This is a genomic window from Erysipelatoclostridium sp. An173 (assembly GCF_963931465.1).
Classification (GTDB): Bacteria; Bacillota_I; Bacilli_A; order Erysipelotrichales; family Coprobacillaceae; genus Thomasclavelia; species Thomasclavelia merdavium.
In genome coordinates, this window is record NZ_OZ007017.1 from 2,268,369 (window position 1) to 2,285,518 (window position 17,150).

Genomic DNA, 17,150 nt, shown 5'->3' on the forward strand with positions numbered 1-17,150 from the left:
CCTTCTATCTGCAATAAATATTGTTATACTTTTCCGTCATTTCTTTTATTGATATTTTTTCTAAATTTATATTTGGCAATTTTGTTGATTGCATAATGACAGAAAATAATCTTATCTCTTCTTTTAAAATCCTTGAATCACTACTCAAGTGAGCACTTTCTAAACTTCCACCAGTATCAAATGTTAGCACCGGTGTTTCACATGCAATCGCCTCTAAATTTACTGTTGGATAATTATCTTCTAACGTTGGATTAAAAAATACTTCGGCTGCACTATACCACTCAACTAACTCCTGAAAATTTTCTGTTCTAGTAATTCCAATAATATTACTAGGAACTTTTTTTATCTGTTTTTTATTGAGCCCAATTAAAACAATTTGATAATTATTATCCAATTGTTTCGATAATTCAATAAATATATCTAACCCTTTCTTTTTATCCCATACCGAAGCAACACCTAATATTACTTTTTTTCCTTTAATACCATATCTTTCTTTAATATCTGATTTAGTATACTTAAATATAGTCGTATCTACCCCATTGTTAATTACTTTGATTGGATAATCTTTAAAAAATGAATCAATTATTAAATTTCTTAACCAATTACTAGGACTTACTAACATTAAATTATCTACATTAGTAAATAAAAATTTTTTTAACCAATAATTTCTATTGCATTTATCAATTAATGATTTTGGATATTCATTTTTTCTAACACATTTTTTACATTCATTTTTCCACTGTTCACATTTTTCATACTCAAAATGTGGACAATGACCAGTAAAAGCCCAACAGTCATGTAAGGTCCATATCTTCTTTATTTCAGGATGTTCTTTTAAATATTTAAATAATATTTCAATATTTACATAGTATCCATGGATATTATGTAAATGTATAATATCTGGCTTAAATTCTTCAATCTTTTTAACAAACTTCTTGGTGGCTTTTTTACTGCCAAATCCACTCGCATCAAATAATCTAGCTTTTAATACATGTAAATAGATATCTAGTTTGTTACCTATTTTAATTGTTTTAAATTCTTTTGGTGCTTCTCCTCTTCCATATGCAATACAACACTCATGTCCAGCTTCAACAGCAGCTTTGTAAAGATTTTTACAAATTGTGCCAGTTGATCCATTACATACTGAGTTAATAAATAATATTCTAGACATTATTTAGTCTCCCAGTCTTTTAATTCATCTCTTACTAATTTTACTTCTAATAATTTATTTTTTACTTCTTGTAATGTCATCAATTTTGTGTTATTTGAATTGAACTGTGTTAATGTATTTTTTTCAATACCTTCAAAGAAATACTTATCATAGTTTAAATCTCTTTTATCTGCTGGTACTCGATAGAAATTACCTAAATCTATTGCATTGGCACATTCTTCATCAGTAAGTAATGTTTCATACATCTTTTCTCCATGTCTAATTCCTATTACCTTAATTTCATTATCAGCATTAAATAATTCCTTTACCGCCTTTGCCAATACTTCAATTGTACAAGCAGGTGCTTTTTGAACAAAAATATCGCCACTTTCTCCATTTTCAAATGCAAATAACACTAAATCTACTGCTTCTTCTAGTGTCATGATAAACCTTGTCATTGTTGGATCTGTTACCGTTAAATCATTTCCTTCTTTTATCTGGTTAATAAAAAGAGGTACCACACTACCTCTTGATGCCAATACATTTCCATATCTTGTACACATGATTGCTGTTTTATCTGGGTCTACTGTTCTAGACTTAGCTACGATTACTTTTTCCATCATTGCTTTACTTGTTCCCATTGCATTAACCGGATAAGCAGCTTTATCCGTTGATAGACATACTACTCTTTTAACTCCACATTCAATTGCTGCAGTTAAGACATTTTCAGTTCCCAAGACATTTGTCTTAACAGCTTCAATTGGAAAGAACTCACAAGATGGTACCTGTTTTAAAGCTGCTGCATGATAAACATAATCAACGCCATGCATTGCATTTTTGATACTGTTTATATCACGGACATCACCGATATAAAACTTAAGTTTATAAAAAACATCAGGATATTTAGCCTGATACTCATGTCTCATATTATCTTGTTTTAATTCATCTCTAGAAAATACTCTAATTTCTTTGATATCAGTTTCTAGAAATCTGTTTAATACTGCATTACCAAAGGAACCAGTTCCACCTGTAATGAGTAATATTTTATCTTTAAATAATGTCATATTATTTCCCCCATCATTTGTTCTAAATCATCAATAAGTACATTTTTATTGAAATTTTGCATCCCATATATATAGGCTTTATTTTTGTAATCTTCTAACTCATTCCTATCTAAAGAAATAAATTTATCACATGTTTCTACCAGAGACTGTACAGATATTTCTTTACTTACAATTCCTGCCTTAGATTCTTCAATTATTCTTTTTCCTTCGCCACTTACACATCCAATTATAGGGACACCACATGCTAAGTATGTTTGCAACTTGGCTGGTATTGTCATTTCAAACACAGGATTAGGTTTGAGTATCAATAATGCGGCATCTGCATCTTTAAGATATTTAGGAATTTCATTTTCTGGTTTAAATCCATAAAACTTTACGATATTTTCAAGTTTATACTTTTTGACCAACATTTCCATATTACCTTTATTTCTACCATCACCTACAAAATGCCAACGTATTTTTGTATCTCTTAATTGATTAGCAGCTTCTATTGCTATATCAATTCCCTGAGCTTCACCAATATTTCCAGTAAATACTATATTAAAATAATTTTTGTTATAAAAAGATACTTCTCCATCTGTTTTATTTACCACAGAATATTGAGGCCAATACTTAACTTTATCTATATCTTTTACTCTCTTTTGTATTTTTGGGACAAAACTAGGACTAGCTGCTAAGATAATATCACTGTATTTATAGATATAACTAACTAGTTTATTGATAATAAAATTAATGACACAATTATTTATACCAGTAACCGCAATAATATTTTCTGGCCACAAATCTTGGATATTTACAATAATAGGAATTTTCTTTTTCTTTTTTATTTTTATTGCTGGTAAAACTACTGTTATTGGTGATACTTCAAAAACATATATTAAATCAAAATCATGATTGACTAACTCTTTTGCTTTTTTGTTTGCTTGATAAACAAAACTTAGATAATTTCTAATTAAATTTAATGAGCCTGTTTTCCTTGGATACAGTTTACAGCGATAAATTGGTATTTCATTCCATATTTCATCACAATTTTCATTTAAATTATATCCATCAAAATATTCACCAGCTGGATAATTAGGCAAGCCTGTTAAAACAGTAATATTGTGTCCTCTTTTTTTTAATTCTAAAGCAAGATCATTTATCCTGAAATTTTCAGGATAAAAATACTGTGATACAATCAATATCTTCATAAACGTACCTCTGTTAGATGTATCGATTCATTTAACGAATATTGAACATTTCTTTCTTGTCCCTGATACTCATAACTCATATTTCCAAATGCTTTATTACACATGCCACCAATCTTTCCTGGAAATTTAGATAATATAAAAACAAATGGATTTAATAACTTTGTTAGGTGTATATTCTTTCCATTTGCTTTTGCTATCTCTTGTACCATCTTTGATGTTGATACATATTCTTCATTCTGCGGAAAATAGATTCCACTATTTTCCTTATTAATACATTCTTTTATGAAATAACATAAATTACCTATATAAAGCATACTTCTTTCATTTTTGATATCTGGAAATACTGGTAATTTTTTGGCCAGTTTTGATAACATCTGATAATTCCCTTTACTTCCAGGTCCATATATCATTGGTGGTCTTAAGATGCATATTTTAAAGTTATCATCATCTAATGTTTTTAATTTTATTTCTGCCTGTAATTTACTGTCACCATAAAAATTGGCCGGTTTAGGTTTTGTATCTTTGGTTATTAACTTTTTCTTTCCATAGGGTGCACTTTCCCCATAAACTATAATCGATGACATATAGATAAATTGTTTTACTTTTGACTTTTTAGCTTTTATTGCAGTTTCATATGCTAAATCACAATTGACCAGATAATATAGTTTCTTTCTCTCTTCACTTACATGTCCTACGTCTGCATGAGCTATTCCAGCAACATGAAAGACTGAATCATATCCACTAAAATCACATTCTTTCCAATTTGGATTTATCATATCTAATATATCTATATGATAATCATCTGAATAGTTTTCTTCGATATACTTTTCAAACGATGTACCGATATAACTATTAGCTCCAGTTATTAATATTTTCTTCATGTTATATCACCATCTTTTTTATGTAATTCTCCAGTTCCTCCTTCAACTACTCCATCTGATTTAATAACTGACAAAATAGTTCCAAAGAAGCATTTAACATCAAATAAAAAAGAGATACGTTCCACGTATTCTCCATCTAATCTTGCTTTCACTGGTATTTCTAATTCATCTCTACCATTTATTTGTGCCCAACCGGTCAATCCTGGTCTTACATCATTAGCGTGATACTTATCCCTTTGAGCCACTAGATCATCCTGATTCCAAAGAGCTGGTCTTGGTCCAATGATTGACATCTCGCCTTTTAGAATATTAAGTATCTGTGGTAATTCATCTAATGATGTCTTTCTGAGAAAATGTCCCGCTTTAGTAATATACTGATCAGGATTTGCTAACATATGAGTTGGCATATCTTTTGGTGTATCAATATACATCGTTCTGAATTTATAAATATTAAAATATGTTTTATTGATACCAACTCGTTTTTGTTTAAATAATATTGGTCCTTTACTATCTAATTTTATCCAGACACACAAAATTAGAAATACTGGACTTAATACTATCAATCCACAAAGCGATAAAATAAAATCAATAATTCTTTTTATCCCCTTTTTATACATCCATTATCCCCTTTCTTCGATAATATTCTTTCTATCAATAACCATTGAACTACCAATAGTTTCAAATGATTGAATATGTGTTTTTGGTCTAATCACACAGTGCCCATATATTAATGAAAATTTATCAATGACCGTATCATGATGAATAATTACATTACTGCTAATAATCGATCCTTCTTTTACTACTGCTTTTGATTCAACTGATGCAAATGGAAAGATAACTGTTCCTTCTTCAATAATTGATTCTGGTGAAATAAAAGACATCAAATCTATCAAAGTTGCAACAGTCAAGTTAATTCCTTTACATTTTTTAGTTAGCTGATAACGTATTTGATTATTACCAATTGCTACAAATACCTCATCATAATCATTTTTAATTTTAGATAAATCATCTATCTTGCCTACTACATAGTCATCATTTGAATTATCATCTAAAAAATGAATCGTATCATAACGATTCATCCGCTTTGCAATGTCATAGCAGCATCTTCCATGTCCACCAGCTCCAATTATTAATAACTTTTTCATCAATTTGATACACCTTCTTCCTTAAGTTTATAAGTTGGTACGATGTCTTTTACTAATAATCGAACATCACTGGTTTCTTTATAAACTGCTTCTTTTAAGTTTGTTAGTTTATTAAAGAAGGTTGTTTCATCTAATGCGATTGGTTTGCCAATGTGAATTAGATGATTTGGTGTATCCTGTAATCCTTCTTCTTTCATTAACAATTCTTCATATAATTTTTCACCCGGTCTTAATCCAGTATATTTAATCTTGATATCAACATCCGGTTCATATCCTGAAAGTTTAATTAAATTACGAGCCATATCTGCTATTTTTACCGGTTCTCCCATATCCAAGATAAAGATCTCACCACCTTTAGCATAGGCTCCAGCTTGTAAGACTAAAGAAACAGCTTCAGGTATTGTCATGAAATATCTGATGATATCAGGATGGGTTACCGTTACTGGGCCTCCTTCTTTGATCTGTTTTTTAAATAATGGAATAACCGATCCGTTTGACCCTAAAACATTACCAAATCTTACTGCTACATATTCTGTTTGCGACTGTTTATTGTAACTTTGAACAATCATTTCACAGATTCTTTTAGTGGCGCCCATGATATTAGTTGGATTTACTGCTTTATCAGTTGATATTAAAATAAATTTCTTAGTTTTATATTTATCAGCAGCTTTTACTACATTCAATGTTCCAAAAACATTATTTTTAACTGCTTCATTAGGACTATCTTCCATCAACGGTACATGTTTATGTGCTGCTGCATGGTAAACAATATCAGGTTGATATTTTTCAAATAATTTATCCATTTTTTTGGAATTTCTAACTGAAGCAATGATTGTTTCTAAATTAAGGTTAGGATATTTATGCTTTAACTCTAATTGAATGTCATAGGCATTGTTTTCATAAATATCAACAATAATTAACTGTTTAGGACCACTAGCAGCAATCTGACGGCATAGTTCACTTCCAATCGAACCACCGCCACCAGTTACCATTACTACCTTACCAGTTACATAACGAATGATATCTTCAATATCAACCTTAATAGGCTCTCTACCAAGCAAATCCTGTATTTCTACATCTTTAAAATCACTAATATGAATATCACCATTGATCATCTGATAAATACCTGGCAATTTTTTTATCTGACATTTTGTTTCTTTACAAATATTTAAAATATTGGCTACTTCTTTTCGATTACCAGAAGGCATTGCTAGTAGCATCTCCTCAACACCAAACTTTTTAGCTGCTTCAATGATTTTTTCACGTCCCCCATAAACAGTTACATCATGAATTCGACGTCCTTGTTTTGACTTATCATCATCAATAAAACAAACAACTTTTTTGTAAACCGAAGGATTATAAGTAATCTCCTGATAAGTCTTTTCCCCAGCTAAACCTGCTCCAATAATCATTACTTTTTGTAATTCACGTCGGCTTTTAGGGACAATATGTGATTTATACATTCGAATAAAACGATATGAAAACCTTGTTATTCCTAAAAATAACGTTAATAATAAAAAATACAAAAAATAACATGCTTCAGGTAAATCCTTGTTAGCTATTTCAAAAATAACTGTATTAACCAAACTACAAAAAATCGATGACGTTATTACATTAAACAACTCAGTTACCGAAGCAAATTGCCATAAGCTTTTATACATTTTCATTAAAAACAAAATAGCAATATTTAAAATAATCACTATCAATAAGACGCTATTGATATTACTGATATATGTTTGTTCTAATGAACCCTCAAACCTAAGTATCAAGGAACCATACAAGGAAAAGATGATACTTAATATATCAGCAATAATTAACATTAATTGCCTTACCCTCAATTTCCTAATATCCATTTTCTTTCCCAAATATTAGATCCTTACAGATCTATCACTCTTCTCTCCCTTCACTTATTTTTAAACACAAAAAAAGAACATAGTCTCCCCTTACCCCAAGGGAAGACTATGTTCAAATTATAAAATGTGCGGTAAACCAGCTACATTTATCTAATTTTGCTTGTAATTTCCAATCCGGCAACAAACCTGCGATCCATAAATTCTAAATCTAAAGTCGCTAGTTTATTGTGCTTGTCCACTTTTACAATGTGATCTTGATAATGAACTAACGGTCCTTTGTATATTTTAGCTCGTTTATCTTCAATAAATGCTTGGGACATTCTCAAGATACCTTTGCTATCTAACATATACTCAAACATTTTAATTTCATCATCTCTCAACGCACTTACATCTGCTTTTTTTAATTCTTTAATCAAACCTTCTTTAGGCTCTTTAATATTAAAAAGAAATTGGTCAAAATCTAATTGCTCTAAATTACTTCTTACAAAAATATAGCCTGGAAACAATGGTTTAATTGCATTACCTTTTATATCTCTTCGATAATACTCATACATTGGTATAAAAGCATCTAAACCGTTTTTTCTTAAAAGTGAACACAATTTATCCTCTTTAACAACTAAAACAAATAATACATACCAGTTCATTAATTCACCTAAGACTTGCTAGTAACTTCTAGAGGAACCTTAATCATTCGTCCAAACAAACTACCTAAAAAAGCAGTTCTTTTATGACGATCAATTTTTTTAATCATTTCCTCTTTTCCCATTAACGGTCCTTCTTGGACAATTAATTTAGAATTAACTATTACTCCTGTTGAATGTACAATTGAATGATCTTTATTTAATAATGATTCCAAAAATTCTTTTTCCTCATTACTCAAAGACATCACTGATTGTGTATCATTTTGCAATACTTTCATCGTAGAGCTTAGATTGCCCTCTAATTTACTTACAACATCATAAAACTCTTTTGAATCAAGATTTGTTTCTACAAAGATATAATTTGGATACATTGGTTTTTCTATAAACATTTTCTTACCATCTTTTTTCCAAAAGCGTTCCGACTTAACAATAAAAGCTTTCATATCGGGTTGTTTGTTGAACCAGACCAATAAATCCTTAATTTTTTCATTATTTTCAAAAATAATATACCAATTCATCCAATTCCCCCTTAAAATATATAGTAGCTCCTAATCATAAAATTACATAAATTAAAATAATCTTAGACCACTAAAAAAAGTGCTTAGTTAAATAAGCACTTTAAGAAACTGACAAGAATCAATGACTAGAAATATTAATACTTGCGAATTTATCTATCCAATCTTTTTTAGATTTAAATGATGAATGAACATAACGATCTAATGTAATTTGTGAACCACTGTGACCTAGAATTTCACTTAAGCATTTGATTTCAAATCCTTCCTCAATGCATAATGTTGCAAATGTATGTCTTAACATATGAAAATTAGCACTTTCAATCTCTGCTAGTTTAATATACCTTTTAAACTTTTTTTCTAATGCCCGTGGTTCGATAAATTTATCTGGTTTACCTGTTAATAAGTAACAGTCATCATTTTGTTTAAACTTTTTAAATAAAGGAATTAGATTTTTAGGAATTGGTATTTTTCTTATAGAAGTTGCACTTTTTGGTGACTGTTCTATTATTATTGTTTTAGGACCATTACCTTCTAAATTTTTAATTCTCTGCATGGTCTTTTCAATGTACAAGTAATCTTCATCAAGATTAATATTACCCCACTTTAAAGCACAAAGCTCTCCAATTCTGATACCAGTTGCCATTGCGATTAAAACCCCGAATTTACAAGGATCAATATCTTGTAATAAAACATTGTTTAGATTAATAAATTCTGCCTTAGTTAATATTCTACTCTCCTTTTTTGGGTTATGAGGATAAACAATATTAATATTTATATTAATATTATATTCAGTTTGAATAAACTTAAATACATTTTTTAAAATTAATAAAATATCTTTTACTGTTTTAGAAGATAACGGATTCCCATTTTTACCTTTAGTTAACAAACTATTAGTAAAAGCATCTATATGACGACTGGATAAATCCTTTAGTGGAATTTTATCAAAATAAGGTAATAAATAATTATCTACTACACTATAATATTTTACATAAGTAGAAATTTTGAAACGGACTTTGTGAAACTTTAACCATTGGCGAATATAAAAACCTAAAGTATCTTTACTAATAACAAGATTTCCATTAGCTAAAGCAACACATATTCTGTCTCTCTTTAACTTTACTTCCTTATATGTTTTAGCATAAACACTTCCATAAACCTTTTTATTATCGTTTGTTATTTCTTTAACATATCTCGCCTCCCATCTACCATCTTTACGATGAAAAATATTTTCTCCTCTTCTGGGCATAACTCTTACTCCTTTCTTATAATTATTTCTCCTGACCACAAATTGACCAAAAATAAAATAAAAAAGTACCTAATATAAGTTAAATTTTTACTTTTTTTCTTAAAAATATGGCTAAAATTAAAATTTTACACGATTTTCCTATCATTTTATTAAAATAAATGCTAGAATGCTATCGTAGCAATTAAAATTTACTTGTTCGTAGAGTATTTTACTCTGCGACATTTTTATTTTTCCACCTTTTTTAAATTTTATACAAAAAAAGGCAAAGTAGTATTAAAAAAATTTTTATACTATCTTTACCTTTATAAAAGCCATCAATACATAAGTATATTCTTATCATCCGGTAAGGTATTGCACCCTTTTAAACCATATTTTCTGCTTCTCAAAATGATTCATATAAATTATCTGGTTGTATTTAAATAATAACACAAATGACCAAATTGGTCTATAAAAAATTAAAAATATAGATTATAGCCAGCTGTTTTAATAATAATTTATCTAACTATATAATATAAATACTTTTCAAAAACTAAAATTACTTTTTTTTAGACTTTTTTTTAGAAGATAATAAAAATATTGTCGATTCAACAATAAAATGTTAAAATATAGAAAAGTAAATAGATGACTTTGAGCATATTGTAAAAATATTACAGAGTGAAAAAGCTGATTACTAACTGGAATATACCAGATTTTTACATATGTTAATGAGGTAAGGATCAAAAATAAGCTAATATTTAGTTTATTTTAGGTTCTTACCTTTTTTGTTATTTAAAGGAGACTAGAGAAATGAAAAAAATAAGACTTAATATTACTGATTTTAAAATAATTATTGATAATGATTACTACTACGTTGATAAGAGTTTATTGATTAAAGATGTTTTGAATGAAAAAGTTGTTTTTTATATTCGACCTAAAGGATTTGGTAAAAGCTTAAATATGAGTATGCTATATTATTTCTTTTCCATAAATGAAAGTAACAATAGTTATTTATTTGAACAATTAAAAATATCACAAGATAAAAAAGCTAAACTTCATCAAAATAAATATCCAGTAATTGCCCTATCATTTAAAGATTTAACAGCTAATAATTTTAATGATATGATCATTGGCTATCAAAATATACTTAAAACCTGGTTAAAAAATAATATTGCTAATTACAAAAAAGAAGCCACTCTATATAATCTCACTACAGAAAATATATCTATTATTGACCTATCAAACTCTTTATCAACCATTAGTCAATATTTAAAAGATTACTACCATCAAAATGTAATAATTCTAATTGATGATTATGATACCCCATTATATTTCAGTTCATTTAATCACTATAACGACAAAGCAGAACAATTTATCAATAATTTAATCAAACACACAACTAATAATAAAGCAATATTCAAAGCTATCTTTACCGGTAGAACAACTTTAAAATACGAATACTGTTATATTTATAATTATCAAAACAATACTATTTTTACTCCTTCTAAAAATATTTATTTTGGATTTAATGAAGAAGAAATAAAAAATTTACTACAAGCATACCAGCTAATATCTAAATTACCAGATATTAAAAAATATTTTGGCGGTTATTATTTTTCCAACCAATTATTATATCATCCTGCTTGGGTCATAACTTATCTTAACAATCCTAAAAATTATGAAATTAATGTCATTGAAAATGATTTTTGGATCAATGATCTTTTAACAACAAAAAGTTTTTTAATAGAAACAGAATTGAATAAATTACTTTCAAATAGAACAATAACTAAAAAAGTTAATCAAAATATCTCATTTTCAAATCTAACATTTCATAACAATATCTATAGTTATTTTATATTTAATGGATTACTTACTTTGGATGGCAGTGTCAATAATTATCTAACGATCCAACATTTAAAATTACCTAATCTTACTACGAAAATGCAATGTTTAAACATATATTATCACTGGTATCAAAATTATATTATTAGTAAACGTGAAAAATTTCTTTATGCCTTATTTAATCACGAAACAAATACTATCCAGGAAATATTCATTAAAATCATGAATATCTCATTTGTACCGCATGTTTACAATATTGATTATTATCAAGGTTTGCTAGAACTATTATTGGGTCCATTAATGCAAAAATCCAGCAGTCAGCCGACTTTTGTAGTTTATAATCGACAAACTAAATATGAATTAAAATTGGCATCGATCTATTTGACTATTTGTAATGCCCGGGATAAGTTTTTTAATCTAATCAATAATGATGTTATTAATGATGCGAATAATTTAAATTATGAATTATTAGTCTATCAAAACAATTGCTTTTTTAAAGAAAAATGACCTTATTTATACTAGGTCATTTTCTTTAAAATTAATATCTAATTTAATAAATCCATATCATTAGCAATTTGATTTAACTTTTCTTCCAATTCCTGTTCATCAAAAACATCAAATTCATCTAATACTGCTTTTAAACTAGGATCATCTAATAATCGTAATATCTCATCTTCCAAGCCAAATGCATCGATAATAGCTTCATCAACTTCTTGAAAGACTTGATCACGATGATATCCAATATTATTCTTTCTAAGAAAATCATATACAATAAATAGAATATTTAAATTTGACATTGCTAAATACTGTGGTTTTCCATATTGATTAGAAAAATCAATAATTATATCTACTAAAATTTTATTAATCTTTTCAACTGTTGGACTTTCAATTTTTCTTACAATATAGTCGTCTTCACTAACGATAACCCCATAAATATCTAACTTATTATCATGATTAAACGCATTAAAAGGCAACGCTACAACATCTAAACAAACTTTTTGATTAAGAATATTTTGATTAGTAATTGATTTACTTGGACTATAATGACAATCAAAATGATTAAAATCTACTTTTATTTCATGAACAAAGATATTACTTGCCTGATAGATACCGTTATATACTTCTATTTCCAACATTTCATCTTCATCAGTAACCTCATTATTACCACTTAACCCAATAGCTAAATCGTTTAAATATTTCAACAACCCGGCACCTTCACTAGTTTTAATCAAATCTGGAATATAACCAGGTTCGTTTTTTAAAGCAATATATCGTCCATTATTATCAATAGATAACTTAGTTTCAAATTTAAAATTCAATAATAAAAATGTCCAGCAATGTGTAAAGATATTATCAGAAAAAGAGTAATCAGTATAATAAAAGCCTTCAAGTAAATCATCATAATCTTCATACATTTGCAACATATAGCCTTCTTGTACTTTTAAAATTACCCAGTAACTAACAGTTTCACTAATTAATTTTATTACTTGAAAGTTATTTATATCCCGCTGATCAAGACAATTTCTAATTGTATCCAGTGCTAATTTAAAATCATCACGATATAAGCTTTCGTTAAGACGTTCTTCAACTTCAATTTCCATTAATTGATGGTTAGTTTTTTCTAAATCAAAAGTAATCTGATTAAAAACAAAATCATCTGCAATAAGTTCTTCGTATAAAGATATCCCACCACAATCTTCAATTAAGTTATAACCTCGATACTTCAATACAACCGGGTATCGCTTAACATCTTCAACAACTTTTTCAACTTTAATTTTAAAATGCCAGCAATCACCATAGTCATAACAATAATCAAATGTCATCCCATCTTCAAGATACTCATTTAAATACTCAAAACAAGAGATTGTTTCATAATTATTAAATATCTGTTCATATTCAAAATCATTACCAGGAATCCAAATTCTTTTCTTTCTAATTTTAAAATCATATAAATGACAATTTTCAAAAGCAAATATTTTTTGAATTACGAGATGTAAACTATTAAATGTTAATTTTTCTGGTACAATTACACGACGCCACATTGGCTTACTGCTATCTTTCACATTAATTTTTAGCTGAAACCCATTCATATTAATCTCCTTTGCTTCGTCACTAATATTATAACAAAGAATGATTATAAATAATATTATTATAGTTCTAAAGATAGAAATTATTTAAGACAACTTTTTATTAATTATCAATAACAATCTTTTCTTTTTTCTCACGATAGAAAATCATTACTAATATAATTGCAAAAATTCCAGCTGCAAGTTTGAAAATTATATACACTACTACATCAAAACTACTACTTACACTAGCTACAAAACCAAGCTGTCCCCCAAAAACATATGCACCTGCAACACTAAAAGCACCGTTTAAAATTTTACCTTTGCGATCCATTTTAAAAAATAACGGAATCATCGCTAAACTAGTTCCTAAACTAAGTAATAGTCCAATTAAAGCAGTACTATTAATTCCTAAATAACGACTAGCTTTAAAAATTAAATTAGGAAATTTTTTTATTAATATATCTGATAAAATCATTGATCCACATACAACAATTACCATCTTTAACACTACTACCATAGCCTCACTAATTAAGGAAGTTGTAGTAAAAGATAAATTAGTAAAAAATAATTGTAATACTACTAATCCAAACAATATAATACTTAAAATTTTAATGATATAGCCAAACAAAGTTAGCACAAAAATAGTTTTTTGATAAGATAAATATAGAGCAATTACTAAAACTAAACATAAAATAATAATTGGTAATAAATTAATCAATAAATTAGGAATTTGTAAATATAATGCACTAATTATTAAAACAACCGGCAAACTCAAAATGCCATATACTAATCCATTAATAAAAGGATCTAAATCATCTTTTCTTAACGATGATAAAAAAATCGGTAATTGAAAACTAATAGTCTGTCCCAAAGATGAAGTTAACAAAATTCCTGAAAATAATATAAATTCTTTATTAGATAAGCCACTTACGATCGAAAAACCACCCATATCTGGTGCTAAAAGCGTTCCAATAATAACTGATGGATCCAATGAAGAATTTGCACTTAAAGTTGTTATTGTATCAACATTATTTTGAATAAGTGAGATGGCTATACAATAAAATCCAACCATACTCATTGCAATGCTCCCCATTGAATTTAAACCTCTATCAAAAGCTTCTACTAACCCTAGTTTATTATTTAAGATCTTATCAACTAATCCTAATAAACATAACCCCAACATTATTAATACAAAAAAATTCATACTTCCCTCTTCACTACTTTCTAAATTTCTTACTTTTCTAATCTGTATTTTAAAAATACATATTACCTAATAGTAATAACAAAATCAAGTAAGAAAAACGCAGAATAAATTTTCTGCGTTAATAATTAATCTAAATCTTCACCATTGCTAGCGATAACTTTTTTATACCAATAGAATGAATCTTTTCTCTTTCTAGAAAAATCACCAGTACCATCATCATGACGATCTACATAAACAAATCCATAACGTTTTGCATATTGTCCAGTACCAGCAGAAACTAAATCAATTGGTCCCCAAGTTGTATAACCAATTAATGGTACTCCATCTTCAATAGCTTCATGCATAGCTTTGATATGTGGTCTTAAATATGCAATACGATAATCATCATGAATAGAACCATCTTCTTCTACTTTATCATATGCTCCTAAACCATTTTCAACAATCATTAAAGGAGTATGAGGATAACGACCATTTAATAACTTTAAAGTATAACGTAATCCATCAGGGTCAATTTGCCATCCCCAGTCAGAAGCTTCTAAGTAAGGATTTTTAGCTCCAGCAGTCATGTTTCCTTTTGTTTTTTCAGCCTCTTTATTAACTGTAATACAATTTGATTGATAATAAGAGAATGTATAGAAATCAACTGTTCCTTCTTTTAAAATCTTCTTATCTTCTTCAGTAATATATGAAGTATCAATATTATGTTCTTTAAAATAACGCCACATATATGAAGGATATTCACCACGAACTTGAACATCACCACAGAAATTATTTTTTAAATCATCTTCATCAAAAGCTGCTAAAACATCTTTTGGATTAGGTGTTAATGGATAAACAGTAGTATGGGCAATCATATTTCCAATCATAAAATCAGGATTAATTTCATGACCTGCTTTTACTGTTAACGCACTAGCAACGAATTCATTATGTAATGCTTCAAATGTTTTTTGAGGATCAGATTTTAAATCAGTTAATGGAATACGATGATCAGAATTAACATCTTCTGGATCCATAATTCCTAAACCATATAAATTTCCAATTCCACCTTCACCCATGCAGGCAATATTAATTTCATTAAAAGTTAACCAGTATTTAACTTTATCTTTGTAACGTTTAAAACATGTAGTTGCATATTTAACAAATAAATCAATTACATGTCGATCAGAGAAACCATTATATTTAGTTACAATATTCCATGGAATTTCATAATGACATAAAGTAATTAATGGTTCCATTCCATGTTTATGACATTCATCAATTACATCTTCATAGAATTTTAAACCAGCTTCATTTGGCTTATCATCATCACCATTAGGGAAAATACGACCCCAGTTAATTGAAAATCTAAATACATTCCATCCCATTTCAGCAAATAAGGCAATGTCTTCTTTATAATGATGATAAAAATCTACAGCTTCATGACTTGGATAAAAAGCTGTTGGATCTGTTTTTGGTAAGAATGTTCTAGGTGTATTAACGTCACCACCTAATAACATATCAGGGACACATAGTCCTTTACCATCTTCTAAATAAGCACCTTCACATTGGTTAGCAGCAACAGCGCCACCCCATAAAAATCCTTTTGGAAAACTCATTTTTGTACCTCCGTTTTTTATAGTTATATTTATGCTAACAATTATATAATGATTATTAAAATTTAACTTATTTTTTCATTAATTGAAAGATAAATTTTATTTATGCAAAGATAGCTGATAACTATTATCAATTAACTGATATATTTCTTCCAATTCAACTCGCCCATCTAAAATAATTGTAATCCAATTATCTTTATTCATATGATAGCCTGGAAAAATTTTATAATTATCTATTATATTTTTAATATCATTTTTTTGATATCTCAAATCTAATATTTCAACCATTTCATTAGACTCAATTTTTAATTTATCTTTACTTATAACTAAAACAGCGCCATACCATTTACGATTATTTTGATTTCGCCAGATAGCATTCTTTGGTGACCTTTTCCATAAAAACTCTAAATCATTATCATATTTTGCTTTAACATAATTAATTATCGCGATTGTTTGTTTACTTTTAAAAACATCTACATCACTACACTTATCAATAATATCATTAATAAGTGCTTCATAGATTTCTTTTATCTTAGCAACAAAATTTCCAGTCGCCCCTTTAACATCGACTAAATTATATTCTTGGTCATTTAATAAATCGATTACTTTAGCTATCTTTTGTTGTTTATTAATTTCTATTACTATTTTAAAAACACCATCATTTATTATCTTTTCATAATAATAATTATCTTCTTTTAAAATAAAGCCATATTCTACTAATCGATCATAATTAATTTTTCTATCCTTAAAATAATTTTCTAGATTACGCAAAATATGTTACC

15 protein-coding genes are annotated in these 17,150 nt (G+C 27.9%); 1 reads left to right on the forward strand and 14 read right to left on the reverse strand.

Going from position 1 to position 17,150, the window contains the following annotated elements; genetic code table 11:
- Positions 1-4: 4 nt before the first annotated feature.
- The 10 genes from ABGT36_RS11325 to ABGT36_RS11370 all read right to left on the reverse strand — a co-directional run bounded on the left by ABGT36_RS11325 (position 5) and on the right by ABGT36_RS11370 (position 9,685).
- Entirely contained in the window at positions 5-1,171 is a 1,167-nt protein-coding gene (locus tag ABGT36_RS11325) for a glycosyltransferase (protein WP_346678060.1), read from the reverse strand.
- Positions 1,171-2,214 (reverse strand): nucleoside-diphosphate sugar epimerase/dehydratase, encoded by a 1,044-nt coding sequence (locus ABGT36_RS11330; RefSeq protein WP_346678061.1) that lies wholly within the window; start codon positions 2,212-2,214, stop codon positions 1,171-1,173. The genes ABGT36_RS11325 and ABGT36_RS11330 overlap by 1 nt, the downstream gene beginning before the upstream one ends.
- Complete coding sequence (locus tag ABGT36_RS11335) at positions 2,211-3,404, reverse strand: glycosyltransferase family 4 protein (RefSeq protein WP_346678063.1); 1,194 nt, start codon at positions 3,402-3,404, stop codon at positions 2,211-2,213. The genes ABGT36_RS11330 and ABGT36_RS11335 overlap by 4 nt, the downstream gene beginning before the upstream one ends.
- On the reverse strand, positions 3,401-4,285 hold the full coding sequence (locus ABGT36_RS11340; protein ID WP_346678065.1) for an NAD-dependent epimerase/dehydratase family protein: 885 nt from the start codon (positions 4,283-4,285) through the stop codon (positions 3,401-3,403). Before ABGT36_RS11340 ends, ABGT36_RS11335 begins: the two co-directional genes overlap by 4 nt.
- A complete protein-coding gene (locus ABGT36_RS11345) occupies positions 4,282-4,902 on the reverse strand; it encodes a sugar transferase (protein ID WP_346678067.1) in 621 nt (206 codons plus the stop codon). Before ABGT36_RS11345 ends, ABGT36_RS11340 begins: the two co-directional genes overlap by 4 nt.
- Positions 4,903-4,905: 3 nt before the next feature.
- Positions 4,906-5,430, reverse strand: coding sequence for a sialic acid O-acetyltransferase (locus ABGT36_RS11350; protein ID WP_346678069.1), 525 nt, complete (start codon positions 5,428-5,430; stop codon positions 4,906-4,908).
- A complete protein-coding gene (locus ABGT36_RS11355) occupies positions 5,430-7,250 on the reverse strand; it encodes a nucleoside-diphosphate sugar epimerase/dehydratase (protein WP_346678071.1) in 1,821 nt (606 codons plus the stop codon). Before ABGT36_RS11355 ends, ABGT36_RS11350 begins: the two co-directional genes overlap by 1 nt.
- A 179-nt stretch (positions 7,251-7,429) precedes the next feature.
- Positions 7,430-7,927: a transcription termination/antitermination NusG family protein gene (locus tag ABGT36_RS11360; protein WP_300629113.1), complete on the reverse strand. Its 498-nt coding sequence runs from the start codon at positions 7,925-7,927 to the stop codon at positions 7,430-7,432.
- Between the two features lie 8 nt (positions 7,928-7,935).
- A complete protein-coding gene (locus tag ABGT36_RS11365) occupies positions 7,936-8,442 on the reverse strand; it encodes a transcription termination/antitermination NusG family protein (RefSeq protein WP_346678073.1) in 507 nt (168 codons plus the stop codon).
- Positions 8,443-8,560: 118 nt separating this feature from the next.
- Complete coding sequence (locus ABGT36_RS11370) at positions 8,561-9,685, reverse strand: site-specific integrase (protein WP_346678075.1); 1,125 nt, start codon at positions 9,683-9,685, stop codon at positions 8,561-8,563.
- 786 nt (positions 9,686-10,471) lie between these two features.
- On the opposite strand from ABGT36_RS11370, the gene ABGT36_RS11375 reads away from it, so the two are divergent.
- Positions 10,472-12,010 carry an AAA family ATPase gene (locus tag ABGT36_RS11375; protein ID WP_346678077.1) on the forward strand — a complete coding sequence of 513 codons (1,539 nt, stop codon included), beginning with the start codon at positions 10,472-10,474 and terminating at the stop codon, positions 12,008-12,010.
- A gap of 38 nt (positions 12,011-12,048) precedes the next feature.
- Here the strand turns inward: ABGT36_RS11375 and ABGT36_RS11380 are convergent, their stop codons facing one another.
- The 4 genes from ABGT36_RS11380 to ABGT36_RS11395 form a co-directional block, all read right to left on the reverse strand.
- Positions 12,049-13,593, reverse strand: a complete 1,545-nt coding sequence (locus ABGT36_RS11380; RefSeq protein WP_346678079.1) for a plasmid pRiA4b ORF-3 family protein — start codon at positions 13,591-13,593, stop codon at positions 12,049-12,051.
- A gap of 100 nt (positions 13,594-13,693) precedes the next feature.
- The gene (gene eutH / locus ABGT36_RS11385) at positions 13,694-14,776 is read right to left on the reverse strand and encodes an ethanolamine utilization protein EutH (protein ID WP_346678080.1); all 1,083 of its coding nucleotides are present in this window, start codon (positions 14,774-14,776) and stop codon (positions 13,694-13,696) included.
- A gap of 125 nt (positions 14,777-14,901) precedes the next feature.
- Positions 14,902-16,371 (reverse strand): glycoside hydrolase family 1 protein, encoded by a 1,470-nt coding sequence (locus ABGT36_RS11390; protein ID WP_346678082.1) that lies wholly within the window; start codon positions 16,369-16,371, stop codon positions 14,902-14,904.
- Positions 16,372-16,467: 96 nt separating this feature from the next.
- Entirely contained in the window at positions 16,468-17,139 is a 672-nt protein-coding gene (locus tag ABGT36_RS11395; protein WP_346678084.1) for an MmcQ/YjbR family DNA-binding protein, read from the reverse strand.
- Positions 17,140-17,150 lie beyond the last annotated feature (11 nt).

Bases quoted from the DNA above. Each gene is read 5' to 3' on its own strand.
- ABGT36_RS11380 (WP_346678079.1), bottom strand. From the start codon at position 13,593: ATGAATGGGTTTCAGCTAAAAATTAATGTGAAAGATAGCAGTAAGCCA.
- ABGT36_RS11370 (WP_346678075.1), bottom strand. From the start codon at position 9,685: ATGCCCAGAAGAGGAGAAAATATTTTTCATCGTAAAGATGGTAGATGG.
- ABGT36_RS11340 (WP_346678065.1), bottom strand. From the start codon at position 4,285: ATGAAGAAAATATTAATAACTGGAGCTAATAGTTATATCGGTACATCG.
- ABGT36_RS11355 (WP_346678071.1), bottom strand. From the start codon at position 7,250: ATGTTAATTATTGCTGATATATTAAGTATCATCTTTTCCTTGTATGGT.
- eutH (WP_346678080.1), bottom strand. From the start codon at position 14,776: ATGAATTTTTTTGTATTAATAATGTTGGGGTTATGTTTATTAGGATTA.
- ABGT36_RS11375 (WP_346678077.1), top strand. From the start codon at position 10,472: ATGAAAAAAATAAGACTTAATATTACTGATTTTAAAATAATTATTGAT.
- ABGT36_RS11365 (WP_346678073.1), bottom strand. From the start codon at position 8,442: ATGAATTGGTATATTATTTTTGAAAATAATGAAAAAATTAAGGATTTA.
- ABGT36_RS11350 (WP_346678069.1), bottom strand. From the start codon at position 5,430: ATGAAAAAGTTATTAATAATTGGAGCTGGTGGACATGGAAGATGCTGC.
- ABGT36_RS11360 (WP_300629113.1), bottom strand. From the start codon at position 7,927: ATGAACTGGTATGTATTATTTGTTTTAGTTGTTAAAGAGGATAAATTG.
- ABGT36_RS11345 (WP_346678067.1), bottom strand. From the start codon at position 4,902: ATGTATAAAAAGGGGATAAAAAGAATTATTGATTTTATTTTATCGCTT.
- ABGT36_RS11390 (WP_346678082.1), bottom strand. From the start codon at position 16,371: ATGAGTTTTCCAAAAGGATTTTTATGGGGTGGCGCTGTTGCTGCTAAC.
- ABGT36_RS11330 (WP_346678061.1), bottom strand. From the start codon at position 2,214: ATGACATTATTTAAAGATAAAATATTACTCATTACAGGTGGAACTGGT.
- ABGT36_RS11335 (WP_346678063.1), bottom strand. From the start codon at position 3,404: ATGAAGATATTGATTGTATCACAGTATTTTTATCCTGAAAATTTCAGG.
- ABGT36_RS11325 (WP_346678060.1), bottom strand. From the start codon at position 1,171: ATGTCTAGAATATTATTTATTAACTCAGTATGTAATGGATCAACTGGC.